The sequence below is a fragment of the Microbispora sp. H10836 genome, assembly GCF_012999525.1.
Lineage (GTDB): Bacteria > Actinomycetota > Actinomycetes > Streptosporangiales > Streptosporangiaceae > Microbispora.
Genome location: NZ_JABBWU010000001.1, coordinates 812,654 through 837,236, shown reverse-complemented (window position 1 = coordinate 837,236; position 24,583 = coordinate 812,654). Strand labels below are relative to the sequence as shown.

Below are 24,583 nucleotides of genomic sequence, written 5' to 3'. Positions count from 1 at the left end.
TGCCACCGCGGCGGAGGGACCGTGGGGCCGGTCAGTCCCGCTGGCAGGCGGGGCACCAGTAGATCAGCCGCTCGGACGGCTGAGGTCCCATCTCCCCGCGGCCGATCGGGGCGCCGCAGCGGCGGCAGGGGCGGCGCGCCCTGCCGTACACGAGCAGCGACCGCCCCGGGCGCGGGTCTCCTGTCGTCACCGGAAGCGGCGCGTCCTTGCTCGCGTCCATCAGACGGTGGGCGATCGAGACCAGCGCCTCCAGTTCGTCCGGCGGGATCGACCCCACCGGACGCCACGGCGACACCCGCGCGGCGTACAGCGTCTCGGCCCGCCAGATCGTCCCGATGCCCGCCAGGTCGCGCTGGTCGAGCAGCGCCTCCCCGATCGTCCGCTCCGGGGCGCGCAGCAGGTTCCGTACGGCCAGGGCCGCGTCCCAGTCCGGACCGAGCAGGTCCGGGCCGAGGTGCCCCACGACCCGCTCCTCACGGTCGGTGGGCACGAGATCGACCATCCCCAGCCGCGTGCCGACCGCCTGCCACTCGGCGTTGGCGAGGATCAGCCGGACCACGTCGCCCCCTGGCGCCGGGCGGCCCGCCGGGCCCACCCGCCAGCTTCCCTCCATGCGCAGGTGGGTGTGGACCGTGAGCCCGCCCTCCACCCGGGTCAGGAGGTGCTTACCGCGCGAGATCGTCGTCATCACGGTCCGGCCGCGCAGGTCGGCGGTGGCGTACCGGGGCACCCGGAAGTCGCTGCGGGTCAGCCTCCGGCCGTCGAGGGCCTGCCTGAGCCGCTTGGCGGTCCGGTAGACGGCGTCACCCTCCGGCACGGCTCTCCTCCCGTGAGGATCGGGACGGGCGGCTCACACGGGCATGTGCGAGTCCCACGCCGCCGGGTCGGCGGCGAGCTCGGTCACCCGCGGCGGCAGCTCGCCCTTGGCGATCTGCTCCAGGTTGACCTCTTCGAGGATGGCCCGCTCACTCGCCCGCAGTGCGATCCACACCTGCTGCAGCGCCTGGGCGGCGCCCTGGTAGCCGACGTGCTCGGGCCGCTCGCCCCGCACGTTGGCCAGCGGCCCGTCCACCGCCCGGATCACGTCGGCGAGCGAGATCTGACTGGCCGGCCGTGCCAGGACATAACCCCCCTCTGGGCCCCGCTGACCGCGCACCAGCCCGGCGCGCCGCATCTGCAGCAGGATGTTCTCCAGGTATTTGGGGGGCATCTCCTGCTCCTTGGCCAGCTCGCCCACCGTGGTGGGGCCCTCACCCGCCGCGGCGAGTTCGGCGGCGGCACGGAGGGCGTAGTCGACACGGGCAGAAAGTCGCATGTAGTCGATTATCCCGCCTGGTTGACCTCGGTAGGACGCCCACCCACCATCAAGGCCCCGGCCGGGCCTGATCCAGGCGCAGCCGTACGACGACGGGGAGGTGGTCGGAGAACGGCACGCGGGGCGCGTCCGCGGCCACCGCCGTGATCCCCGCCGAGATCAGGACGTGGTCGATGCGCCGCACGGGAGCCTCGGCGGGCGAGGTCGGCGGATCGCCGAAGGCCCGCAGCGGGTCGGACAGGCCCGCGGCCTCCAGCACGCGCATCTGGGGGTCGGACGGCGTCGTGTTGAGGTCGCCCGCCACGATCACCGGTCGCGGGTCGGCCACGCCGACGCCGGGCGGGAGGGCGGCCGCCGCGAGCCGCCGGGCGATCGCCGCGACCTCGGGCGCCTGCCCATGCGGTTCCTGCAGATGGGTGTTGACGATCCCCACCTCGTGGTCGCCGACCTCCAGCACGATCGACTGGGCCTGGGCGCCGGTCGGATAGCCGTGCCGGTTCAGCCGGGTGGAGCCGATCTCGGCGACGGGCAGATTGGTGAGCAGCGCATCGCCCCAGAGCCGGTCGGCGGCGGGGGCGAAGTGGTAACGCATGCCCAGGCCGCGGGTGATCCTCGCCAGGTCGTCGTGCCCGCCGTTCAGCAGCCAGCCCCGGTCCACCTCGCTGAGCAGCACCACGTCGGGACGCCGCGTCGCGGCCCACGCGGCGATCCGGTCGAGGTCGAGCCGCCCGCTCAGCCCGAAGCCCATCCGGATGTTGTACGCCACGAGCGTGAACTCGTTCCGGTCGATCGGCCGCTCGGCGGGGAGCGGCTGCCACGTGACGAGGCCGGTCAGCAGCGCGATCGACAGCGCCATCGAGCCCCATCGGCGCGGTGCCCGCCGTACCGGGGTGGTCCGGTGCCGCAGGCCCCGGCGTACGGCGACGGCGGCGACCAGGGCGGCAGCCGCCACCGGGACCAGCGCGTTGGGGAACCCCAGGTCGGTGTCGAAGGCCGCGTAGTAGAGGAACGCCGCGACCAGGAACACGAGCATCCCGCCCAGCACGGCGACGCCCCCGCGCCGGCCCGCGCTCTCCGTGTCGGCCGCCTGCAGTCCGGCGGCGCCGGCGCAGGCTCCGAGGGCGACCGTCGTCACGAGGGCCGGCAGGCCCTGCACGCCGGCCTCCGCCGCAGCCACCCCGGCGACCAGGAAGAGCCCCGCCGTCCAGCCCCACGACGTCGTCCAGGTGTACACGACGGCCGCGCACAGCGCCGCGACCTGGAGCGCGACGGCCAGGGCGGTGAAGGGCGCGCTGTGCTGCCCGGTGTCCTGCGCGAGCATGGCCGGGCCGCCGCAGTACATGCCCGCGAGCAGGAGCATCGGGCCGAAGGCGAACCACACGGCCGCCGGTGCGGGGGCGGGCGATATGGGCGAGAGCCGTACGGACCACAGGAAGGCGACGCAGAGCGCGGCGACGGCGAGCCAGGGCAGCGGCCCGTCCCGCCAGACGAGGTCCATCCGGTCGAGGGCCAGATGGACGATCGACGCGCCGGCCAGGCCGCCGGTCAGCCCGGCCGGCACCCACGTGCCCGCCGTCGTCCGTGCGCAGCCGTACAGGAAGACCAGGCCCGCCGTGACCCCGGCGGAGGCGAGCAGGAGCTGGGGCGTCCCCCCGTCGGCGGCCTGCAGACCGAGCCGGGCCGCGGCGAGCGCCACCGCGCCCGCCGTGCTGACCAGCCGGGGCGACGCGAGCCGCGCCGCGGGGACGGCGGCGAACGGCAGGACGAACCACAGCGCGGCGTACGCGCCCATGCTCGCGGGGTCGGTCTCGCCCGCCCTGCCGTACAGGGTGATGAGGGACGGCAGGAACACTCGCACCACGTCGAACAGCAGCACGACGCCCGTCACGAGCATGACCACCGGCGCCCACGGAGGGTCGGGCAGTCTCCGGCGCGGTGTGGCGTGTGTCTGCGGGGCCGTCTCGGTCATGGCGCTCCCTCCGGGCCTCATATGAGGCATCCTCATGAACAGTGGGAGCGTTACCAATACGTTCGACCTGGGTCGTTCCCCGTGCTCTTCGGCTCGCTAAGCTTGCTGGAAACCTTGTTGTTCATTCACGGGCGCACATGGTCGAAGCGCCACCGGGGGCCGATCGAACCGGCGGGGCGTGGGTGGGCGCACGACGGCGAGCCGGAGACTCAGACGATGGGAAGCAGGAGCATGGAGCGACGTCCTGGCGTGCCCCGGCTGCTCCGGGAGATCAACGACCGGGCCGCCCTCGAACTGCTGCTCGCCTCGGGTCCCCTGACGCGCGGCCAGATCGGCGAGCTCACCGGCCTGTCCAAGGTCACCGCGTCCCAGACGCTGGCGCGTCTGGAGGAGCGCGGCCTGGTGGAGGTCGTGGGGGAGCAGGCGGGCAACCGGGGTCCCAACGCCGCGTTGTACGGCGTGATCGCCTCCTGCGCGTACGTCGCCGGGCTCGACGTGGGCCCCGACCGGGTGTCGGCGGCGATCGCCGACATCCACGGCGACGTGGTGGCCGAGGTGACGGCCTCCCCCGAGGGGCAGGACGACCCCGTGTCGCTCGTGCACACGGCTGTGGTGAAGGCCTGCAGGAGCGCGAAGGTCGCGCTGTCGCGGCTGCGCGGGGTCGTGATCGGCACGCCCGGCGTCGTGGACCCCCGCACCGGGGACGTGCGGTTTTCCTTCGACCTTCCGCAGTGGCACGAGGGCATCCACGAGGCGCTCGCGCGCGACCTGCGCCGGGACGTCACGATCGAGAACGACGTCAACCTCGCCGCGATCGCCGAACGCGCGAAGGGCGCCGCACAGGAGGCGGACGACTTCGTGCTCGTATGGGTGGGCCGGGGCATCGGCCTCGCCGTCGTGCTGGGCGGACGGCTGCACCGCGGCCGGTCGGGCAGCGCGGGGGAGATCGGTTACCTCCCGGTGCCCGGGGTGCCGCTCGCCGACGACGTCAGAGCGGTTCCCGGACGCCTGCCGTCGCTCGGGGGCGGCCTGCAGTCGCTGGTCAGCTCCGAGGCCGTCACCGAGCTGGCCCGTCAGCACGGCTTCGCCGGGGACACCGCCGCCGACTGCGTGACCGCGGCCGTCGCGGCCGGGGCCGCGGGCGAGTCGCTGCTCGACGAGGTCGCCTCCAGGCTCGCCCTCGGCGTGGCGTCGGTGTGCGTGGTGCTCGACCCCGGCCTCGTGGTGCTCGCCGGGGAGGTCTGCCGGGCCGGCGGGGCGGCGCTGACCGCCCGCGTGGAGGACGCGGTCGCACGCATCTGCCCCGTTCCGCCGCAGGTCGTCACGAGCGGGGTGGAGGGCAACCCGGTGCTGCGCGGCGCCGTCCTCGCCGCGCTCGACCAGGCCCGCGAGGAGATCTTCACGGCATAGGGGAGTGTCTCCCTCACGGGCGGGATCGCAGTGACCAAGGCGGCCTCGGGCATCGGACCGGCGCAGGACTGACCCCAGGTGGCATGGAGTTGTCGTGGTTCGTCGACGCTCGCTCCAACGATGTCATCGGTCAGGACCGGCGGTGAAAGTCCGCAGGTCCTGACCGAAGGGGTGACATCTGGTCGATCTCGCCTCTGCGGCCGCCGGCGAAGTACGTTCTCCGAGCCCGCACGGCGTCGGTCGTTGCGGCCGGGGCAGGCGCCGAAACCTCGGTTCGGACGTACGACGGCGTCGCCGTCACATGCCGTGCATGGAGTGGCCCGACATGCCGTCCATCGACTGGCCCGAGGTGCCGCTCATCGAGTGGCCCGGCATGTCGTCCATGGAGTGGCCGGGCACGTTCCCGTCCGCGTCGGTCACGTAGAACATCCCGGCCATCCCCATGTCGGAGTGGCTCTGTACGTGGCAGTGGTACATCCACATCCCGGGGCCGACGCGCTCGCCGGCGATCACCTGGAAGCCGAACGACTCGGCGGGTCCGGTGGTCTTGGTGTCGATGATCCGGCTCTGGTCCTGCCGGTCTTTCAGCATGCCGGTGCGGTTGTCGGCCCAGCGGTGTCCGTGGATGTGGAACGTGTGGAAGAAGTTCCCGTGGGTGATCACGACGAACTCCACTCGCTCGCCGAGCTTGGCGGTGAAGTCGGGCGCCTGCGTGAGGTTGTTGGTCTTCATGTCGTTGAAGACGACGGTGAAGGTCTTGTCCGGCAGCACGTCGCCCGTCCGGCGTACCACCAGCGGCCCGTAGAGTCCGCGCAGGATGCCGCCGGTGCCGTGGTCGGTGCCCACGACGTGGTCGTGGTAATGCCAGTAGCCCGCGCTGCCGGGCTCGATGGTGCCGTCCGGGCGACTGGTCTGAGCGTGGGTGCGCCAGGTATAGACGTACCGCCCTCCCGGCTCCACCACGCTGTCGTTCATCCGCGTGCCGTCGCTGCTTGTCTCGTAGTCGACGCCGTGCACGTGCAGGCTGGCGGTCACGTCCGTGTTGTTGACCAGCTCGATCTCGAGGGTCTCACCCTCGATCATCTCGATGAGCGGCCCGGGGATCGTGGCCTTCCCGGGCTCCAGGCCGTAAGCCAGCTGACCGTCCGGCAGCTTCTCGGCGTAGAGGGTGATGCGGCGGACCTCGCCCGGCTCGCCCGCGGTCTTGCCCGCGGTCTCGCGCGCGGTCTTGTCCGCGGTCTTGTCCGCCGACGCCGCGTCGACCTGAGTCGCCAAGACGAACGGCGCGATCGTGGCGGCGGCCGCCGCGGCGGTGGCGGTGGTGGTGAAGGCGCGCCGGGAGAACAGGCGTCGCGTCACATCAGTGCTTTTCTCGGTCATGGTTCCCAATCGGTGACGGCGCTCGCCTGGGTGCGGCGAGCTGAGGGGGGTCCGTGATGCCGGCGGCGAATCGGCGGCACGGCGTGGTGTTGGGATCTCGAGACCGGCCTGCGGAGCTTGGGCATGTCGGTCCGGAGGAATTCGCTCAGGTGGAAGGGACTGTCGAAGGCCGGATCAGCCGCAGCTGATCGCGGTGTAGGCGGCCTCGTAGGTCGAGGTGACCTGCTTGCCGTCGATCGTGGCGGTCCCCTTCACGGTCACCGTGCCGGCGTCGATACGGCCGGTCCGGGTGTTGAAGGACTGGTAGGCCTGCTTGCCCGGGGCCACGTCGGCCACCGTCTTGGAACCGTAGGGGGTCGACAGCGTCACGGTCACCGGCACGTCGCCGTCGTTGACCGCCGTCACCGCCACGTACGCCGACGTGCCCACGCAGCGGGACGAGGCGGTGACGGTCAGCGGGACCTTCTTATCCGCGTCGGTCACCGTGAACACGCCGGCCATCCCCATGTCGGAGTGGCTCTGCACGTGGCAGTGGTACATCCACTTCCCGGGGCCGACGCGCTCGCCGGCGATCACCTGGAAGCCGAACGACTCGGCGGGTCCGGTGGTTTTGGTGTCGATGATCCGGCTCTCGTCCTGCGGGTCCTCCAGGAGTCCGGTGCGGTTGTCGGCCCAGCGGTGTCCGTGGATGTGGAACGTGTGGAAGAAGTTCCCGTGGGTGATCACGATGAACTCCACTCGCTCGCCGAGCTTGGCGGTGAAGTCGGGTGCCTGCGTGAGGTTGTTGGTCTTCATGTCGTTGAAGACGACGGTGAAGGTCTTGTCCGGCAGCACGTCGCCCGTCCGGCGTACCACCAGCGGCCCGTAGAGTCCGCGCAGGATGCCGCCGGTGCCGTGGTCGGTGCCCACGACGTGGTCGTGGTAATGCCAGTAGCCCGCGCTGCCGGGCAGGAAGGTGCCGTCCGGGCGGTCGATCTGGGCGTGGGTGCGCCAGACGTAGGTGCGCCGCCCTCCCGGCTCCACCACGCTGTCGTTCATCCGCGTGCCGTCGCTGCTTGTCTCGTAGTCGACGCCGTGCACGTGCAGGCTGGCGGTCACGTCCGTGTTGTTGACCAGCTCGATCTCGAGGGTCTCACCCTCGATCATCTCGATGAGCGGCCCGGGGATGGTCGCCTTCCCGGGCTCCAGGCCGTAGCCCAACTCGTTGCCCGGAAGCTTCTCAACATAAAGGGTCATGCGGCGGACGTCGCTTTTCTGGGGCTCGCCCGTGACCTTGTCGCCCAATGCCGCGTTGGCCTGGCTCGTCCCGACCAGCGGTGCGACCGCGACGGTCGTCGCGGCCGTGGTGAAGGCGCGCCGGGAGAACAGGCCTCGCGTCGTACCCCTACCTACCTCGGTCATGGTTCCCCAATCCGGTCGTGACGCCTCGCAGCCGTGAGGCGGTAACTGCTCATGATCCAGGCCCTGGCGGGCCGGTCGCAACGGCGTGACGTCTCGATGCCGGCCCGCCCTAGAGGGAGCGACCCGGCCGGGACCGACCGTTGGAGCCAGCCAGCGGAGGCTTTCGACGCCGTAGTTTAAAGCTTTTGATTGAAGTAGGCGATAGTTCTTTAGTGAAGTCAAGAACTATCGTTGTGGACGAGAGAACTTTGTCTCGGGACTGGAAGAAGTTCTGTGGGGCTGCTACGTTGAGCACAAACCACCAATTTGACGTAACCGAATCGCCGCGTTCCACGGCGTCTTGAGCATCACCAGTCCCGCCCACGCAACCCTCCGAGACTCTCCCGAAAGGCTCAGCGGTGCTTCGGCGACACCCCCCACGGCCGACATCCGCCCTGCACGGCCCGCCCCCATCCGCTGTGGCGGGCCTGCGGCTCACACATGCCGGAACACGCCCCGGCGGCACCGCCGCCGGGTGTCGTCGGCATGACGTCTCCCCGCCCTGAACCCGGCAAGACGAACCCCCATCTCGGTCGCCGTCCGACGGGACGGCCGCCGACCGCTGCACGCGATCAGCCGGGCGTCCGCGACGTGCTCCGCGGCGCTCACCCGCCGGCAGTGAGACGACACCCGCGGCGAAACCCGCGGCGACAGTGCGACGAACGGCGATGCCGCACGGCCTACGAGCGCCGCGGTGATCGCGCGGCCTCCCCCGAACTCCCGGTCGGGGCCGATTGGCAAGCGAGAGGAGAAGGGGATCGGTGAAACCCCGTGACCTCCGGCATCCGCGTGCCCGGTCGCCGCCACGGTCGACCGAGCGACCTCCGCAAGGTGCTGATCCAACCCCCCAACCCGAAGGAGCGAACGATGGGTCGCAGAGACCTGCTCGTACACCCTCGACCACCAGCCTGGCGCCGTGCACTGATCACGGCGACCACCGCCGCCCTGACGCTGGGACTGGCGACGGTCCCCGCCGCGCAGGCGCAGACCGCATCCGCCCTGGCGTTCCCCGCCCTGCAGGCGCAGGCCGACTCCACCCCTTCTGAGCAGGACGCCGACAAGTCGGTCACCGTTCTGGTGTTCCACGGTCCGGCCAAGCAACAGGACGATCCGGTCGACAAGGCCGCGGAGGCCGTCAAGGAGCTGGGCAAGGACAACGGCTTCTCCGTCGAGGTGTCCGAGGACCCGGCCGTCTTCACCTCCAGCAACCTCGCGCGTTACCGCGGTGTGGTGTTCCTGTCGGCCAAGGGCGTGACGCTGAACGCCGCGCAGGAGGGCGCGTTCCAGACCTTCATCAGGAACGGCGGCGGTTTCGTCGGCGTCCACGATGCCGTTCGCGCGCAGGCGGACTCGGCCTGGTTCACCGAGCTGGTCGGCACCCGCGCCGCCGGAAGCATCCCCCCGGCGGAGAAGGTCGTCGAGATCAGGGCCAGCGGGGAGAACGCGCCGAACGAGGGCAAGGCCCAGCTGGTCGACGGAAACAACAACACCAAGTGGCTGACCCGCGCGAACACCGGGTGGGTCGAGGTGCGGCTGGAGAAGCCGGTCGTGGTCGGGCACTACGCGCTGACCTCGGCGAACGACTTCGACGGCCGTGACCCGAAGAACTGGACGCTGAAGGGCTCGCAGGACGGGCAGACCTGGGTCGACCTGGACAGGCGGTCCAATGAGACCTTCCCGCAGCGGTTCCAGACCAAGGAATACAAGTTCGAGAACAGCACGGCCTACCTGTGGTACAAGCTGGACATCACCGCGAACAGCGGTGAGCCGCTGACCCAGCTGGCCGAGCTGCGGCTGTTCGGCCCCGAGGCCGGTCCGCCGCCGGAGACCCAGGTGCAGGAGGCGCAGGTCGACTTCACCGACCGCCGGCACCCGGCCAACGAGGGGCTGCCGGTCACCGTCAAGCGCTCCGACCAGTGGATGAACTGGGCCCCCAACCCGCTCGGCAAGGTCCACACGGTCGCGCAGGTCGAGGAGCGGTTCTACAAGGCCGGCCTGAACGGCAACGGCCCGTTCCACCCGATCTCCTGGTGCCGTGACTACGACGGTGGCCGGTCGTTCTACACCGGCATGGGTGGCACCGAGGCGAGCTACACCGGCGACAAGCAGTTCCAGAGCCACCTCGGCGGCGCCATCAAGTGGGCAGCCGGCCTGGTCCGCGGTGACTGCCAGGCGACCATCGGGTCGAACTACGTGACCGAGCGGCTGACCCAGCAGAACAAGTCGGGCCAGCTCGACCAGATCGGTGAGCCGCACGGCCTGACCGTCGCCCCCGACGGCAAGGTCTTCTACGTCGGCAAGGCGGCCTGCCCCACCGGCCCGATCCCCAACTGGAACGACCCCAAGGTCGGCCTCGGCTGTGGCACGATCCACCAGTGGGACCCGAAGACCAAGCAGGTCAAGCTCCTCACCACGCTCGCCGTGATGGGAAACCGCGGCAGCGGTGACGAGCTGGTCAAGAACGAGGAAGGCCTCCTCGGCATCGTCCCCGACCCCAAGTTCCAGCAGAACGGCTGGATCTACGTCTACTGGATGCCGCACGAGTCGATCGACAGGGACAAGCGGATCGGCAAGCGGACGATCTCTCGGTTCACCTACGACCTCGAGAACGAGACGATCGACCAGGGCACCCGCAAGGACCTGCTGCAGTGGGACACCCAGATCCACAGCTGCTGCCACGCGGGTGGCGGCATGGCCTTCGACAAGGAGGGCAACCTCTACGTCGGTTCCGGTGACAGCAACTCATCGGGTGGCTCGAGCGGTTACTCCGGGAACAACTGGACCCAGGACTACAAGGGCATCTCGTTCCAGGACGCCCGCCGGACCTCCGGCAACACCAACGACCTGAACGGTAAGATCATCCGGATCCACCCGGAGCCGGACGGGACGTACACGATCCCCGAGGGCAACCTGTTCACGGGCAAGGAAGAGGGCGGCGGCAAGACCCGTCCCGAGATCTTCACCATGGGTGTCCGCAACATCGCGCGGCTCCAGTGGGACAACAAGAACGACTGGTTGACCGCCGGATGGGTCGGTCCGGACGCCGGTGCCCCGAGTGAGACCTGGGGGCCCGCGAAGTACGAGACCGCGACGATCCTCACCAAGGCGAGCAACCAGGGCTGGCCGTACTGCATGGGCAACAAGCAGCCCTACCGGGACCGCAGCAACGTCGACGCCAGCCAGCCCGCCGGCTGGTACGACTGCGACAACCTGAAGAACGAGTCGCCGCGCAACACCGGTCTGGTCGACATCCCGCCGGCCAGCACCAACATGATCTGGTACTCGCCGCAGGGCGGTGGCCCGGTCTACCCGAAGCGGACCGACGACAGCGGCCTGCCGACCTACAAGCTGGGCGACGAGACCCTCACCCAGCCCTACCTCAGCGGCGGCGGCCAGGCGATCATGTCCGGACCGACCTACCACCGCTCCGAGGTCGACACCGACAGCGGCGTCGCGTGGCCGGCGTACTGGGACAACAAGTGGCTCATCGGTGACCAGTCCAACGCCAACAACCGCATCGCCGTGACCGTCGACCCGAAGACGGTCCCGGAGCAGGGCCCGCCGGCCTTCGCCGAGGACCTGCGGCAGATCATCAGGGGCGGCAGCGGCGGCACCCAGCTCCAGTCCTGGATGGACGCCAAGTTCGGTCCGGACGGCGCGCTCTACATGCTCGACTACGCCGGCGGCTTCTTCAGCCTCCACAACAACCAGAAGCTGATCCGGATCACCTACCAGGGTGGCCCGGCGACGCCGAACCCGAGCAAGGCCGCCTGGCGGCCGGTCCGGGAGAGCACCCCGAAGACGATCGCGTTCTCCAACACCAAGGCCGGCGGCGTGAAGTGGGAGTGGGACTTCGGCGACGGTGCCACGTCGACGGAGGCCAACCCGACGCACACCTACGCCAAGTTCGGTGACTACAAGGCGAAGCTGAAGGTCACCTACGCCGACGGCGAGGTGACGACCGGGCAGATCGACGTCACCATCGGTTGCCCGGCGCCCGACGCCCGGCCGACGGTCATGCTGCTGGACACCGACACCGGTGTGGCCAACCGTGCGGTCGGCGGCGGCTGCACGATCAACGACCTGATCGACGACGAGCGCCAGTGGCCGAGCCACGACAAGTTCGTGGCCAGCCTCAACGATGTGCTGAGCCAGCTCCGCACGGACGGGATCATCGACGACAAGGAGTCCTCCGCGATCAGCAAGGCGGCGGGCCAGTCCGACATCGGCAAGATCAACGGCTACGAGACCATCTTCGACGGGACCCCGCAGTCCTTCCAGGGCTGGAGTATGGCGCCGTCCGGGCAGTTCAACCTGCAGCCCGACGGTTCGATGCGTACGTCCGGCGGTCTGGGCATGCTGTGGTACTCGAAGAAGGCGTACGCCGACTTCTCGCTGAGGCTGAAGTTCCGTGACATCGCGCCCGGGACGGGCCGCGCCAACACTGGTGTCTTCGTTCGGTTCCCCAACCTGACGACTCCGCTGGACAAGCGTCCCACCGGCAGTTGCGGCACGGTCGGGTCGGCTCGTACGTCCCTCGCATGGGTCGCGATCTACTGTGGCCACGAGATCCAGATCTACGACGGTGACACGGGCGAGGTCCAGAAGACCGGCTCGGTCTACAACTTCGCGCCGGTCGGCCTGGACAAGGCCAAGCCGACGCCGAAGAACGTGTGGAACGACTACGAGATCCGCGCGGTCGGACAGCACTACACGATCATCCGCAACGGCGTGGTGATCAACGAGTTCGACAACGTTCCGGGCAAGAAGTCGTCCCGTAGCGGCGACCCGGACACGGACCTGCGCCAGTTCATCAGCGGGTTCGTCGGGTTGCAGAACCACGGCAACAACGACCTGGCCGAGTTCCGCGACATCCGGGTCCGGGAGCTCTAGAGACTGTTCGCCGAACACGACCAAGGTCGATAATTCGGTCGGTGCCGGGCGAGGGAAACCCCCTAGCCCGGCACCCCCATCCGAGTGACCCCAGCTCAAAGTGACTCCAGCTCGAATAACTCCGGCCGGAGCGCGACCTCCGTCGACCTACGCCTCAGATCATGAGAGGTGCAGATTAATGCACATAGGATCTCTTCCCGCCCTCCTCAGGAGTTTGCGGAGGGCAATCAGAACCCCCGCCACGGTGCGACGCATGGCCGTGGTGATGTTGGCTGTGGCACTGCCGATGTTGTGGCTGCCGGTCGGTGCCTCAGCCCAGAGCCAGAGCCAGAACCAGAGCCAGAGCCAGAGCCAGAAGATCAACCAGGCGGCGGCGCAGGTGCTTCTCTGGACCGCCGACAACAGCTACACCGCGTTCAAGTCCGCGCCGACCACCGCGACGGCCGGCCCTGCGACGATCATCTTCGAGACCAGTCCGGCGACCGGCAACACCTTCGGGATGACTCACACGCTGACGTTCGACGCCTCCACCCCCGGCTACAACCACGACGTCAACGTCAACATCATCGCCAGCCCCTTCGACACGAACGGGGGCAGGCACGAGGTTCAGGTGAACCTCACCCCCGGAAAGTACCGGTACTTCTGTGCCATCCCCGGTCATGGGGAGATGGTCGGCGAGCTCGTGGTCACCGCCGGCGGCCCCACCGACACGACCGCACCGCAGGTGTCGGCCAACGTGTCGGGCGAGAAGGACGTCGACGGCAACTACGTCGGTTCCGCGACGGTCACGGTATCGGCGACCGACAGCGAGTCGGGTGTGGACAAGGTGGAGTACGCCCTGGACGGCGGGGCGTTCACGACGTACTCGGCTCCCGTGTCGGTGAACCAGGTGGGCTCCCACACGGTGCAGTACCGGGCGACCGACAAGGCGGGCAACGCCTCGGCCGTGGCGTCGGTGTCGTTCAAGGTGGTCGCGCCGCCGGCCCAGGACAAGACCGCGCCGCAGGTGTCGGCGCAGGTGACGGGTGACAAGGACACCGACGGCAACTACGTCGGCTCCGCCACCGTCACGATCACGGCGACCGACAGCGAGTCCGGGGTGGACACGACCGAGTACTCGATCGACGGGCAGCCGTTCGCGCTGTACACCAAGGCGCTCGAGGTGAACCAGCCGGGCAAGCACACCGTGAGCTACCGGGCCACCGACAAGGCCGGCAACACCTCCAACGTCGAATCGGTGACCTTCACGGTCGCGGACTCGGGGCCGAAGGACACCACTCCGCCGACGGTGTCGGCGTCGGTGTCGGGCACCAAGGACGCCGACGGCAACTACGTGAGCTCCGCCACGGTGACGATCACGGCGGCCGACACCGAGTCCGGTGTGGACAAGGTGGAGTACTCGCTGGACGATGGGGCGTTCCAGGCCTACACGGCTCCGGTGTCGGTGAACCAGCTCGGCAAGCACACGGTGCGGTACCGGGCCGCCGACAAGGCCGGCAATGCCTCGGAGGCGGGGTCGGTGACCTTCACCGTGGTGGCGCCGAAGCAGGACGACACCACCCCGCCGACGGTGTCGGCGCAGCTCACCGGCAGCATGGACTGGGCCTGGAACTACGTCGGCTCCGCCACGCTGACGATCACCGCGACCGACTCCGGCTCCGGCGTGGACACGATCGAATACTCGGCCGACGGGCAGCCGTTCGCGCTGTACACCAAGCCGCTCGTGATCGACCAGCCCGGAGAGCACACCGTCAGCTACCGGGCCACCGACAAGGCGGGCAACACCTCCGACGTCGCCACCGCCACGTTCACGGTCGTCGTGGCGCCGCCGACCGCCAAGACGCCGCTGACCGTCACCGCCGCGTCCCGCTGCATCGGCACGTCGGCGTACCTGGCGGTCACGGCCGTCAACGACGGCGACGTCCCGGCCACGATCGAGCTGAACACCCCGTTCGGCACCAAGACGGTGGCCGACGTGGCCCCGGGCAAGCAGGCCTACCAGTCCTTCAACACCCGGGCCAAGCAGATCGACGCGGGCAAGGTGACTGTCACGGGGACCTCGTTCATCGACGGCAAGAAGGTCACCTCGTCCTACGAGGCCGACTACAACGCGATCAGCTGCGGCTGAGCTGTTCAACGGCGGTCAGCTGCCGCTGACCGCACCGGCGGTGACCGCGATGTACGCGCTAAGGACGCCGCCGCAGGAACGCAGTGAACAGGGGCCGGCCGGTGAGCCGGTCGGCCCCGCCCCCCATGCATGGAGCGATCACATGAGAATCCCCAGGACCGCGCTCGCCGCGTCGGTGCTCGGCTTCGCGCTCGCCGGTGTCGGCGTGGCCACTCCCGCGCTGGCCGACGACCCCGGCAGCGGCATCGACGTGTCGGTGAACATCGAGCCCACGACCACTCCCGGTCAGCTGTCGATGACCGTGGCCGACAACAACGGGGTGTCCCTGCAGGAGAACGGCTCCGACGCCGCCGCCCGCCAGTTCACCGGCACCCTGCCGACGGTCACGGTGACCGACACCCGCACCCCCGAGGAGATCCCCGCCGGCGAGTACTGGGCGGTCGTGGGCCAGGCGAGCCGGTTCGTCGCCTCCGACGACCCGGCCAAGACCATCGGCCCCGAATACCTGGGCTGGAAGCCGCGTCTGCTGAGCGACTCCTCCACCGGCGCGGTGTCGGCCGGTGAGCCGGTCTCCAGTGTCGTCTCCGACGGCACCGGAGCCCCCGCCGTGGGTCTGGAGGGCCAGGAGCTGCTGGTCTCGACCGCCAACTCCGCCGACGAGATCGGCACCTCGCAGGTCAACGCCGACCTCGCCCTGCGCACCTCCGTCGACGTCGCCGCCGGCGAATACCACTCCACCCTGACCCTTTCGCTGTTCAACCAGTCCTGAACCGGCGGCAGGAACCCATCGCCCGGTGTGGACGTCCGGGACGTGTGCGAGTCTGGCGCGCGTCCCGGACGGCCACCCGCGATCGACGCCGGCGACGGCTACCCGACCGCCAAGGGACCACCGCTCAGCAGTTCCACCGCGGCCTGGGCGTTGGCGCGGGCCGCGCCGTACGTCGCGATGTAGGCCCCGGCGCCGGGCCGCCAGATCGGCAGGCCCATCTCCACCACGACGGCGTCCGGGCGGGCGGCGAGCAGCGCGGAGACCAGGTCCCGGCTGGCCGGGTGCCGGTGGGCGTCCTTGACGATCACGATCAGCGAGCGGTCGCGGGCCCGGCCGAGCAGCGCCCCGGCGTCGGCCTCCGCCGGCGTGACCCGGACGATCTCGGCCTGCGGCAGCCACGGCGCGACGCCCCAGGGCACCTCGCCCACCGCGATCGTCGGCGGCGTGTCGACCTCGACCACGAACGGATCGACCAGCGGCCCCGCCGAGCCCGTGAGCGACACGGCGCGGCGGGCGGCGTCGAGACCGGCGACGTCGTCCTCCGCCACCTTGGTGCGTGAGGCCTCGAACCAGTCGCGCAGCCGTTCCACCCGCGCGGCCGCCTCCTCCAGCCGCTCGGCCGCGAGCCTGCCCTCGGCGACGGCGTCCACGATGTGGGCCACCATGTGCCGCACGTCCTCGGGCGTGGGCAGCGGCCCGAGGCACAGCATGTCGGCGCCCGCCGCCAGGGCCAGCACCGCGCCCTCCGCGAGCCCCACGCTCCGGCTGATCGCGTGCATGTCGAGGGCGTCGGTCAGCACGACACCGTCGTAGCCCAGCTCGCGGCGCAGCAGCCGGGTGAGCGCCTCCCCGCTGAGTGTGGCGGGCTGCTCTCCGGTCAGCGCGGGGACCGCCACGTGGGCCGTCATGATCGACTTTGCTCCGGCCTCGATGGCCGCGCGGAAGGGGACGAGCTCACGCTCCCTGAGCAGGTCGAGGGAGGCGTCCACGATCGGGATCTCCAGGTGGGAGTCCTGATGGGTGGCGCCGTGGCCGGGGAAGTGCTTGACGCAGGCGGCGATCCCCGCCGACTGCAGGCCGCGTACGGCGGCGACCGTGTGCCGCGCCACGAGGCCGGGCGAGGAGCCGAACGACCGGGTGCCGATGATCGGATTGTCGTCGGCGGTGTTGACGTCGGCCACGGGGCCCATGTCGAGGTTCACCCCGCAGCGCACGAGGTCGGCGGCCATCGCGCGGTAGACCCGCTCGGTCAGGTTCACGTCGTCGACCGCGCCGAGCGCCGCGTTGCCCGGGTAGGCGCTCCCGGTGTGGTAGGCCAGCCGGGTGACGTCGCCGCCCTCCTCGTCCAGGGAGACGATCGGGCGTCCCGCCTGGTTCAGGCGGGCGACGAGCGCGGCGACCTGCTCGCCGCCGGCGACATTGGATCCGAAGAGGCAGACGCCGCCCAGGCCGTCCTCCAGGCCGCGCGTGACCCAGTCCGGCGCGGTCGTGCCCCGGAACGAGATCAGCAGTGCGCCCGCCGCGAGCCGGTGCAGGCCCGGGTCGCCGGTACGCGTGGACAGGTCGGCGGCCCCCGCAAGGGGGTCGCGGGTGGCGGACATGGTGTCTCGGCTCCTTAGGTGACAGTGAGGGTGAGGGCGCGCGGGCACGGCCTGTACGGCCACCGGGCGCGGTGGCGTACAGGCGGCCGTACGAGGGGGAGGTGCCAGTGGCGGCGGGGTTATCCCTTGACCGCGCCCGCGACGAGACCGGAGACCATCCGTCGCTGGACCAGCAGGAAGAAGACGAGGACCGGGATGGTCATCAAGGTCGAGGCGGCCATGATGCCGCCCCAGTCGGTCGACCGCTGGCCGACGAAGAACTTCAGGGCGACCGGCATCGTGTACTTGCCCTGGTCGTTGATCAGGGTCAGGGCGAACACGAACTCGTTCCAGGTGGTGATGAAGGCGAAGATGCTCGTCGCCACCAGGCCCGGCGCGACCAGCGGGAACAGCACCCTCCAGAAGGTGGTGAACCGGCCGGCGCCGTCGATCCAGGACGCCTCCTCCAGCTCCTTCGGGACGGCCGCGACGAACGTGCGCAGCATCCAGACGGAGAACGGCAGCGTCAGGCCGACGTTGATGACGATCAGGCCGAGCAGCTGGTCGTACAGGCCGATCCGCTTGACCATGGTGAACAGCGGGATCAGCAGCGCCTCGGCCGGCACCATCTGCACGATCAGCAGCAGGATCAGGAACGAGGTGCGGAAGCGGAAGCGGAACCGCGCCACCGCGGTCGCCGCCAGCAGCGCGAAGACCGCGCCGAGCACGACGGCGCTGAGCGCCACGATCGCGCTGTTGAGCAGGTACTGCCAGATGGGAAGCTCGCCCACGCCCTTGGTGAAGACCCGCTGCACGTGGTCCATCGACGGCGGGCTGGGGAACGGGATGAAGCTCGTGGTGAAGATCTGGTCGTTCGGCTTGAAGGCCGTGGCGACCATCCAGTAGACGGGGAAGACCGCGAAGAGGAACACCGCGACCCCGGCCGCGTTCAGCGAGACCCGGGCGAGCCAGGGCTTGAAAGGCGTGATCCTCCAGCGAACCGGGAGGACCGCGAAGAGGAGCACCACGACTCTGGGCGCGTTGGGCGGGACCCGGCCGGGCTTGTTGCGGGTCAGCGGGCTCATCGGATGTCGTCCTCCGTCTTCACGATCTGCCGGACGTAGACGAGGGTGATCAGCAGCAGGATCACGGTCAGCACGACCGCGATGGCGGCCCCGAGCCCCAGCTTCGGCGCACTGCCGCCGAACGCCTCGGCGTAGCTCCACAGCGACAGGTTGAACGCGTCCCGGTTCGTGGTGCCGCCCGCCAGCAGGTAGAGCTGGGTGAAGACCTTGAAGTCCCAGATGATCGACAGCACGACCAGCACCGAGAACACCGGCTTGAGCAGCGGGAAGGTGATCCTCCTGAACGTGCTGACCGCGCTCGAGCCGTCCATCTTCGCCGCCTCGTACAGCTCCGACGGGATGCTCTTCAGACCGGCGAGGACCGACACCGCGATGAACGGGAACGACGCCCACACCACGGCGACGATGAGCACGAAGTAGAGCGTGGAGGTGTCGTTGAACCAGGGCTGGCCGCTCCAGTCCGAGCGGCCGAACAGCAGCTGCGACAGCCAGTCGGGCAGCAGGTTCAGCATCCAGTTGGCGACGCCGGCGTCCGAGTCGAACAGCCACTTCCAGACGATGGCCTGCGCGGTGGGCGGGGTCGCCCAGGCGGCCATGATGCCGACGACCACGAACGTGGACATCTTGCGGCCGAGCTTGTTCAGCAGCAGGCCGACCAGCGTGCCGAGGACGAGTGTCAGCGCGACGGTGACGAGGGCGAAGATCACCGTGTTGCGCAGCGACGACCAGAACAGCGGCGAGCCGAGGACGCTCTCGTAGTTGTCCAGGCCGACGAACTCGGCCGGCGCGGGATTGATGGCCTTGATCTGCCGGAGCCCGACCTTGTGGAAGGACATCTCGACCATCTGGTACATCGGGTAGAGCAGCAGCACCGCGATGACCAGGAAGCCCGGCAGGAGCAGGACGTACGGAACGGCCTTCGGGGAGAGCCCCGATCGGCGCGTCCGCTTGCGACTGCGCCGCGACGGGGCGGAGGTGTCGGCTCCGCCCCGGGCGAGGGTTGACGTCTGAGTCATGATCTACTGGTTGAGGATCGTCTCAAGCTCGGTGTTCGCGTCCGTGAGAGCCTGGTCGACGCTCTTCTTACCCTCGATCACCTCACGCGCCGCGTTCTGCAGCACGGCCTTGGTGTCGTTGGCCTCCGCCCAGTTGGGGCTGGCCGGGAAGCCCTTGGCGACCTTGAAGGTGTCCGTGAACGGCTTCTGGGCGGGGTCGCCGCCCATCTCCGCGAGCGCGTCGGGGTAGAGCGGGAGCAGGCCGCCCTCCTTGGCGTACCGGACGCCGAACTCCTTGCCCGCGGCGAGCTTGACGTACTCGAGGGCGAGCTCGGGGTTCTTGGCGTCCTTCCAGACGGCGATGTCGTTGCCGCCCTGGAAGGCCGGGGCCGGGCCGGAGCCGTCCTTGGCGGGCAGCGAGAAGAAGCCCATCTTCGACTCGTCGACCTTGCCCTTGCTCTGCTCCTTGATGGCGGCGATGTCCCATCCGCCGGTGACGTACATGCCGACCTTGCCGGCGGCGAAGCGCTGGGCGATGTCGACCGAGTTCTGGGTCAGGCGGCCCTTGCCGGACACGCCGTCCTTGGCGACCAGGTCCGTGTAGAACTGGAAGCCCTCCTTGAAGCCCGGCTGGGTGAGCTGGCCCACCCACTTGCCGCCCTCGAACGTGGCGAAGTCGCCGCCGGCGGACCAGACGAACGGCGACAGGGACATGTTCGCGTCGGAGCCGCCGTTGAAGGCGAAGCCGTCCACGTCCTTGCCCTGCCCGTCCACGATCTTCTTGGCCGCGGCCCGCAGGTCGTCCCAGGTCTTCGGGACCTCGATGCCGAGCTTGTCGAACCAGTCCTTGCGGTACAGCACCGCGCGGGTGCCGCCGCCCCACGGCACGGCGTAGACCTTGTCGTCGATCGTCTCGTAGCTCCACAGGTTCTGCGGGATCTGCTGGAGCTCGGAGTCGTTCTTGACGGCGTCGGTGATGTCCGCGAGCGCGTCCTGCGCCACCCACGCGGCGACCTGGTCGTTGCCGAACTCGGTCACGTCCGGGCCCTCGCCGCCGGCGAGCGCGGTGGTCCACTTCTTCTGGGCGTCGGGCCAGGGAACCCACTGGACCTTCGCCTCGGCGCCCGTCTTCTCCTTGAACGCGGCGTTCAGGTCGTCCATGTACTTGGTGAAGACGTCGGTGGGGGCACCGAGTCGCCACACGGTAAGAGTCTGGCCGGCGAACTTGGGGCCGCTGGCGGCCGCGGAGGCCGCCGGAGCGGTCGTGCTTCCGGAGTCGTCGCTTCCGCAAGCGGCAAGTCCCAGGGCCAGGGCGGCGGTCGCGGTGGTCGCGGCCGCGATCTTAGCGATCTTCACGGTGGGTCTCTCCCTTCCCGGCTTCGCGTCGGGGGTGCGCCTCATGGGGGGTGTCGGCGGGCCGCTCACCTGCTGGAAGGCGCTCTCCTTTCGGTCGGCGCTCATGGCGTCCCGAGGCTGATCGGTTGCCTCCGGGCTGGCAGGCGATAAACTAACAAGAAACTTTCTTATAAAAAAGACCGCGTTAGCGGATCGTGACGAGAGGGGAACCTGCCGGTGCCTCAACGACCGGGTACGCCTCGGCTGCTTCGGCAGATCAACGACCGCGCGGCACTGGAACTCCTCATCTCCAGGGGCCCGCTCACCAGGGCCGAGTTGGGAGAGCTTACCGGGCTGTCCAAGGTCACATCCGGCCAGCTTCTGGCCCGGCTGGAGACGCGCGGGCTGGTCGCGGCCGCGGGGGAGCGCCCCGGCGGACGCGGCCCCAACGCCGCGCTGTACGGGGTCAACCCCTCCAGTGCGTACGTCGCCGGCCTGGAGGTGCTGCCGGACAGCGTCACGGCCGCGGTCGCCGACATCACCGGCATGGTCGTCGCCCAGGTGACCGTGGACCCGACCGAGGCCCGCGATCCCGTGCGCATCGTCCACGAGGCCGTCCAGCGTGCCTGCGGGACCGCCGGGATAGAACTGGCCCGGCTGCGCTGCTTCGTCATCGGCACGCGCGGAGTGGTCGACCCGGTCACCGGCGACGTGCGTTACTCGGTCGACCTGCCCACCTGGCACGTCGGCATCCTGGCCGGGCTGCGCACCCTGCTCGGCGAATGCGTGATCATCGAGAACGACGTCAACCTGGCGGCCCTCGCCGAGCAGACGTACGGCGCCGCGCGGGGCGCCGACGACTTCGTGATCCTCTGGACGGGCGTGGGCCAGGGCCTCGGCGTCATGCTCGGCGGCCGGCTGCACCGCGGCATCACCGGCGGCGCGGGCGAGATCGGCTGGCTGCCCGTCCCCGGGGAGCCGCTGCCGAGCGCGGTCACCGCGCCGCAGACCGGCTCCTTCCAGCGCCTCGTCGGAGGAGAGGCGCTGCGGAACCTGGCCCGCGCGCACGGCGTCGCCGCCGCGGACGTCCGGGACCCCGGGGTGGCCGGTCTGGTCCATGCGGCCATCGACGCCGGCAACGAGGCTTTCGTCGAGGACCTGGCCGGGCGGCTCGCGGTCGGGGTCGCGGCGGTCGCCGTGGTCCTCGACCCGGGACTCGTCGTGCTCGGCGGTGACGTGGGCAGGGCCGGCGGGGTCCACCTCGCGGAGCGCGTCGAGGAGGCGGTGGCCCGGGTGTGCCCGAGCCGCCCCACAGTGGTGGCGACCGGAGTGGAGGGCAATCCCGTTCTCATGGGTGCGATCGTCGCGGCACTGGACCGAGCGCGTGAAGAGGTCTTCTCGGACACGGTTTGACGATGAGCCGATCGTGCGGCCCCGGTCCAGCGCGGCCGCCGTGCGCGCCTCGCCATCCCGCGCCGAGCACGAGGCCGCCTACGGCGAGCTGCCCTGCCCTGGTCGTCCTGAAGAGGGGCAGCCCAGGCGGCGGTATCTGCCGGGGGCCGTGCCGTACTCGCGCTTGAACGCATTGGCGAAGGCGAACTCCGAGCCGTAGCCGACCGCGCCGGCGATTTCGCTCAGCGTGGCGTCGGAGTCGCGCAGCATGCGCGCGGCCGTGCCGAGCCGCCACCACGTCAGATAGGTCAGCGGCGGCTGCCCGACGAGCTGGGTGAACCGGCGGGAGAACGCCGCGCGGGACAGCCCCGCGCGACGGCCGAGGGACTCCACCGTCCACGGGTGAGCCGGGTCGCGGTGGATGCCCTCGAGTGCGGCGCTGATGGCCGGATCGGCCAGCGCCGCGGCCCAGCCATCGCCCCTGCAGTGCTCCATCGAGACGTCGAACCAGGCGCGCAGGATGTACAGCAGCAGCGTGTCCAGCAGCGCCGGGACCACCAGGTCCGCGCCTGGCCGTGGATCGGCGATCTCTCTGCCGAGCAGCTCGACGGCGGCGCGCAGCTCGGTGTTGTGGCCCAGCCTGGCGGGCAGGTGGATCATCGCGGGCAGCCCTGCGAGCAGCGGATGCGCCCGGGTGGAGTCGAGCTGGTAGCCGCCGCAGAGCGTCACGGTGACGGGCCCGGCGCCTTCCACGGAGGCCGAGGCGAACAGCTCGGCGTGGGCATAGGGGTCGCAGTCGGGCTCCGCGATGGGGCCGGCGGGCGAGTCGGCGAGCGCGTAGCCGTGCCCGTGAGGGAAGAACAGCACGTCGCCCGTCCCGACCGGGATCGGTTCGCCCTCCGGCGGGATCGCCCAGCACGAGCCCTGCAGCACGACCTGGAAACCCGCCGAGCCGGGCGCCGACGGGAACCGCTGCCCCCACGGCACGGGCCACTCGACACGCGCCGAACGGGGCACGCCCATGCGCATGAAGGCGACGACGTCGCTCAGCACGTCCACAGTGTGAGTCTACTGCGGAAGATGATCGCGTATGAATCGCAGACAGAAGCGCATTGGACGCCTCACTTATGGCTCCTAAGGTCGACGGTATGACAAAAGTACTGGTCAGCGGGGCGACCGGCACGATCGGCCGTCCCCTGGTGAGCCAACTCGAAGAGGCGGGCGCCGACGTCCGCACGGTGACGAGGCAGCTGACCGATCCGGTCGCGCTGGAATCGGCTCTCGACGGTGTCGACGCGGTGTTCCTGCTGTGGCCGTTCGCCTCGGCCGAGGGCATCCGCGAGGTGCTGGAGCTGATCGGGGCGCGGCGGGTGGTCTACCTGTCCTCGGCCGCCGCGCGCCCGCACGAGGTCGAGATCGAGCGCCTGATCGCCGCGACCGCCGGGGAGTGGACGGTGCTGCGCCCGCACGCGTTCGCGGCCAACACCCTGCGGTGGGCCGACCAGGTCCGTGCGGGCGTCGTGCGGCAGCCGTACGGCGACGTGGCCTCCGCACCCGTCCACGAACGGGACGTGGCGGCCGTCGCGGTGCGCGCGCTGCTCGGCGAAGGACACCACGGCGCGGTTTACACGCTGACCGGACCCCGGCCGCTGACCCGACGGGAGCAGGCGCGGACGATCGGCGCCGCGATCGGCCGGCCGGTGCGCTGGGAGGAGGAGTCTCCGGAGGAGGCCAGACCACGGCTGCTCGGGCTCGGGTGGCCCGCGCCGGCCGTGGACGCGATGCTGCGCGGTATGGCCGAGCCCGGCCCGGTCACCGGGACCGTGGAGGAGGTCACCGGAGCGCCCGCCGGCACATTCGAGACGTGGGCGAGCGAGCACGCCGCGGACTTCCTCGGCACCATGCGGGCCGCCCGCATCCACGAGTACGGCGACGCCTCGGTGATCTCGCTGGAGGAGGTGCCGGTGCCTAAGCCCGGGCCGGGCGAGGTGCTCATCAGGGTGACCGCCACGTCGTTCAACCCGTCGGAGGCCGGCCTGCGGATGGGCCTGCTGAAGGACGTGCTCGGCGTCACGCTGCCGCACACGCTCGGCTGGGACGTGGCGGGCACGGTGGTCACCGGGGCGGGTGACCTCGCCCCCGGCGACCGGGTGATCGGGCTCATCGACGGGGCCGCGGCCGAGTACGCGGTCGCGAGGGCGAGCGTGCTGGCCAGGGCGCCGGAGCGGATTCCGCTGGCGCACGCGGCCGCCGTGCCCGTGGCCGGGCTCACCGCGTGGCAGGCGGTCTTCGAGCATGCCCGCATCGGCCGCGGCAGCCGGGTGCTGATCAACGGCGCCGGTGGCGGTGTCGGGCTGTTCGCCGTGCAACTGGCCAAGGTCGCGGGTGCGCATGTGGTGGCCACCGCGAGCCCGCGCAGCGCCGCCGCCGTGCGGGCGCTGGGCGCCGACGAGGTCGTCGACTACACCACCGCCGCCCTGCCGGGCGGCAACGACGTGCTGATCAACCTGGTGCCCGACCTGCCCTCCTCGGTGACGGAGCTGGCCGAGGAATTCGTCTCGATCACCCAGCCGATCGTGCATCCGCGCGCCGTCCAGTTCGTGGCCCGCAACGACCCGGACCAATTGACCGAGCTCGTGGCGCTGATCGACAAGGGCCTGGTGGACGTCGAGGCGGACGTCCGCCCGCTGGAGTCCCTGGCGGACCTGCACCGCGAAGCCGAGCGCGGCCTCGTCCGCGGAAAAGTCGTACTGACGCTGGAGGCCCGGCGCTAGTCAGACGTCGGCCGGCGCTCCGGCGCTCCGGCGCTCTCCATGATTCGGCCTGCGCGGCGCGGCGGGCAAGCGCTGCGGGGCAAGCGCTGCGGGGTGAGTGCGGCGCGGGCGGGTCAGC

Annotated in this window: 16 protein-coding genes; 6 read left to right on the top strand and 10 right to left on the bottom strand. The window is 70.4% G+C overall.

Annotation, left to right across the window (positions count from 1 at the left end):
* Nucleotides 1-31: 31 nt before the first annotated feature.
* From HHX30_RS03830 to HHX30_RS03820, 3 genes are read right to left on the bottom strand one after another with little or no spacing between them, the layout of a single operon-like run.
* On the bottom strand, nucleotides 32-817 hold the full coding sequence (locus HHX30_RS03830) for an Fpg/Nei family DNA glycosylase (RefSeq protein WP_169979345.1): 786 nt from the start codon (nucleotides 815-817) through the stop codon (nucleotides 32-34).
* 33 nt (nucleotides 818-850) lie between these two features.
* Nucleotides 851-1,315, bottom strand: coding sequence for an Rrf2 family transcriptional regulator (locus tag HHX30_RS03825; protein WP_169979343.1), 465 nt, complete (start codon nucleotides 1,313-1,315; stop codon nucleotides 851-853).
* Between the two features lie 49 nt (nucleotides 1,316-1,364).
* On the bottom strand, nucleotides 1,365-3,284 hold the full coding sequence (locus tag HHX30_RS03820) for an endonuclease/exonuclease/phosphatase family protein (protein WP_169979342.1): 1,920 nt from the start codon (nucleotides 3,282-3,284) through the stop codon (nucleotides 1,365-1,367).
* Nucleotides 3,285-3,515: 231 nt separating this feature from the next.
* On the opposite strand from HHX30_RS03820, the gene HHX30_RS03815 reads away from it, so the two are divergent.
* Entirely contained in the window at nucleotides 3,516-4,694 is a 1,179-nt protein-coding gene (locus HHX30_RS03815) for an ROK family transcriptional regulator (RefSeq protein WP_169979340.1), read from the top strand.
* Nucleotides 4,695-4,991: 297 nt separating this feature from the next.
* On the opposite strand, the gene HHX30_RS03810 is transcribed toward HHX30_RS03815, so the two are convergent.
* Together HHX30_RS03810 and HHX30_RS03805 are read right to left on the bottom strand one after the other, a co-directional pair.
* Nucleotides 4,992-6,053 (bottom strand): multicopper oxidase domain-containing protein, encoded by a 1,062-nt coding sequence (locus HHX30_RS03810; protein ID WP_211591461.1) that lies wholly within the window; start codon nucleotides 6,051-6,053, stop codon nucleotides 4,992-4,994.
* 195 nt (nucleotides 6,054-6,248) lie between these two features.
* The gene (locus tag HHX30_RS03805) at nucleotides 6,249-7,475 is read right to left on the bottom strand and encodes a multicopper oxidase domain-containing protein (protein ID WP_169979336.1); all 1,227 of its coding nucleotides are present in this window, start codon (nucleotides 7,473-7,475) and stop codon (nucleotides 6,249-6,251) included.
* A 906-nt stretch (nucleotides 7,476-8,381) separates the two neighbouring features.
* On the opposite strand from HHX30_RS03805, the gene HHX30_RS03800 reads away from it, so the two are divergent.
* The 3 genes from HHX30_RS03800 to HHX30_RS03790 all read left to right on the top strand — a co-directional run bounded on the left by HHX30_RS03800 (nucleotide 8,382) and on the right by HHX30_RS03790 (nucleotide 15,304).
* Nucleotides 8,382-12,407 carry a ThuA domain-containing protein gene (locus HHX30_RS03800; protein WP_169979334.1) on the top strand — a complete coding sequence of 1,342 codons (4,026 nt, stop codon included), beginning with the start codon at nucleotides 8,382-8,384 and terminating at the stop codon, nucleotides 12,405-12,407.
* Between the two features lie 253 nt (nucleotides 12,408-12,660).
* Nucleotides 12,661-14,535: an OmpL47-type beta-barrel domain-containing protein gene (locus HHX30_RS03795; protein WP_211591460.1), complete on the top strand. Its 1,875-nt coding sequence runs from the start codon at nucleotides 12,661-12,663 to the stop codon at nucleotides 14,533-14,535.
* A 142-nt stretch (nucleotides 14,536-14,677) separates the two neighbouring features.
* Entirely contained in the window at nucleotides 14,678-15,304 is a 627-nt protein-coding gene (locus HHX30_RS03790; RefSeq protein WP_169979333.1) for a hypothetical protein, read from the top strand.
* Nucleotides 15,305-15,402: 98 nt separating this feature from the next.
* On the opposite strand, the gene HHX30_RS03785 is transcribed toward HHX30_RS03790, so the two are convergent.
* The 4 genes from HHX30_RS03785 to HHX30_RS03770 form a co-directional block, all read right to left on the bottom strand.
* A complete protein-coding gene (locus HHX30_RS03785; protein ID WP_169979331.1) occupies nucleotides 15,403-16,905 on the bottom strand; it encodes a glycoside hydrolase family 3 protein in 1,503 nt (500 codons plus the stop codon).
* A 119-nt stretch (nucleotides 16,906-17,024) separates the two neighbouring features.
* Nucleotides 17,025-17,969, bottom strand: a complete 945-nt coding sequence (locus HHX30_RS03780; RefSeq protein WP_169979330.1) for a carbohydrate ABC transporter permease — start codon at nucleotides 17,967-17,969, stop codon at nucleotides 17,025-17,027.
* On the bottom strand, nucleotides 17,966-18,985 hold the full coding sequence (locus HHX30_RS03775) for a carbohydrate ABC transporter permease (RefSeq protein WP_169979328.1): 1,020 nt from the start codon (nucleotides 18,983-18,985) through the stop codon (nucleotides 17,966-17,968). Before HHX30_RS03775 ends, HHX30_RS03780 begins: the two co-directional genes overlap by 4 nt.
* A gap of 3 nt (nucleotides 18,986-18,988) precedes the next feature.
* The gene (locus tag HHX30_RS03770) at nucleotides 18,989-20,320 is read right to left on the bottom strand and encodes a sugar ABC transporter substrate-binding protein (RefSeq protein WP_169979326.1); all 1,332 of its coding nucleotides are present in this window, start codon (nucleotides 20,318-20,320) and stop codon (nucleotides 18,989-18,991) included.
* Between the two features lie 216 nt (nucleotides 20,321-20,536).
* On the opposite strand from HHX30_RS03770, the gene HHX30_RS03765 reads away from it, so the two are divergent.
* A complete protein-coding gene (locus tag HHX30_RS03765; RefSeq protein ID WP_169979324.1) occupies nucleotides 20,537-21,712 on the top strand; it encodes an ROK family protein in 1,176 nt (391 codons plus the stop codon).
* 78 nt (nucleotides 21,713-21,790) lie between these two features.
* Here HHX30_RS03765 and HHX30_RS03760 read toward each other — a convergent pair whose 3' ends face one another.
* Nucleotides 21,791-22,750, bottom strand: coding sequence for an AraC family transcriptional regulator (locus HHX30_RS03760; protein WP_169979322.1), 960 nt, complete (start codon nucleotides 22,748-22,750; stop codon nucleotides 21,791-21,793).
* 89 nt (nucleotides 22,751-22,839) lie between these two features.
* Between HHX30_RS03760 and HHX30_RS03755 the strand changes: the two genes are divergently transcribed.
* A complete protein-coding gene (locus HHX30_RS03755) occupies nucleotides 22,840-24,465 on the top strand; it encodes an alcohol dehydrogenase catalytic domain-containing protein (RefSeq protein ID WP_169979320.1) in 1,626 nt (541 codons plus the stop codon).
* Nucleotides 24,466-24,583 lie beyond the last annotated feature (118 nt).

Bases quoted from the DNA above. Each gene is read 5' to 3' on its own strand.
- HHX30_RS03825 (WP_169979343.1), bottom strand. From the start codon at position 1,315: ATGCGACTTTCTGCCCGTGTCGACTACGCCCTCCGTGCCGCCGCCGAA.
- HHX30_RS03820 (WP_169979342.1), bottom strand. From the start codon at position 3,284: ATGACCGAGACGGCCCCGCAGACACACGCCACACCGCGCCGGAGACTG.
- HHX30_RS03815 (WP_169979340.1), top strand. From the start codon at position 3,516: ATGGAGCGACGTCCTGGCGTGCCCCGGCTGCTCCGGGAGATCAACGAC.
- HHX30_RS03805 (WP_169979336.1), bottom strand. From the start codon at position 7,475: ATGACCGAGGTAGGTAGGGGTACGACGCGAGGCCTGTTCTCCCGGCGC.
- HHX30_RS03800 (WP_169979334.1), top strand. From the start codon at position 8,382: ATGGGTCGCAGAGACCTGCTCGTACACCCTCGACCACCAGCCTGGCGC.
- HHX30_RS03795 (WP_211591460.1), top strand. From the start codon at position 12,661: ATGGCCGTGGTGATGTTGGCTGTGGCACTGCCGATGTTGTGGCTGCCG.
- HHX30_RS03790 (WP_169979333.1), top strand. From the start codon at position 14,678: ATGAGAATCCCCAGGACCGCGCTCGCCGCGTCGGTGCTCGGCTTCGCG.
- HHX30_RS03785 (WP_169979331.1), bottom strand. From the start codon at position 16,905: ATGTCCGCCACCCGCGACCCCCTTGCGGGGGCCGCCGACCTGTCCACG.
- HHX30_RS03780 (WP_169979330.1), bottom strand. From the start codon at position 17,969: ATGAGCCCGCTGACCCGCAACAAGCCCGGCCGGGTCCCGCCCAACGCG.
- HHX30_RS03775 (WP_169979328.1), bottom strand. From the start codon at position 18,985: ATGACTCAGACGTCAACCCTCGCCCGGGGCGGAGCCGACACCTCCGCC.
- HHX30_RS03755 (WP_169979320.1), top strand. From the start codon at position 22,840: ATGACAAAAGTACTGGTCAGCGGGGCGACCGGCACGATCGGCCGTCCC.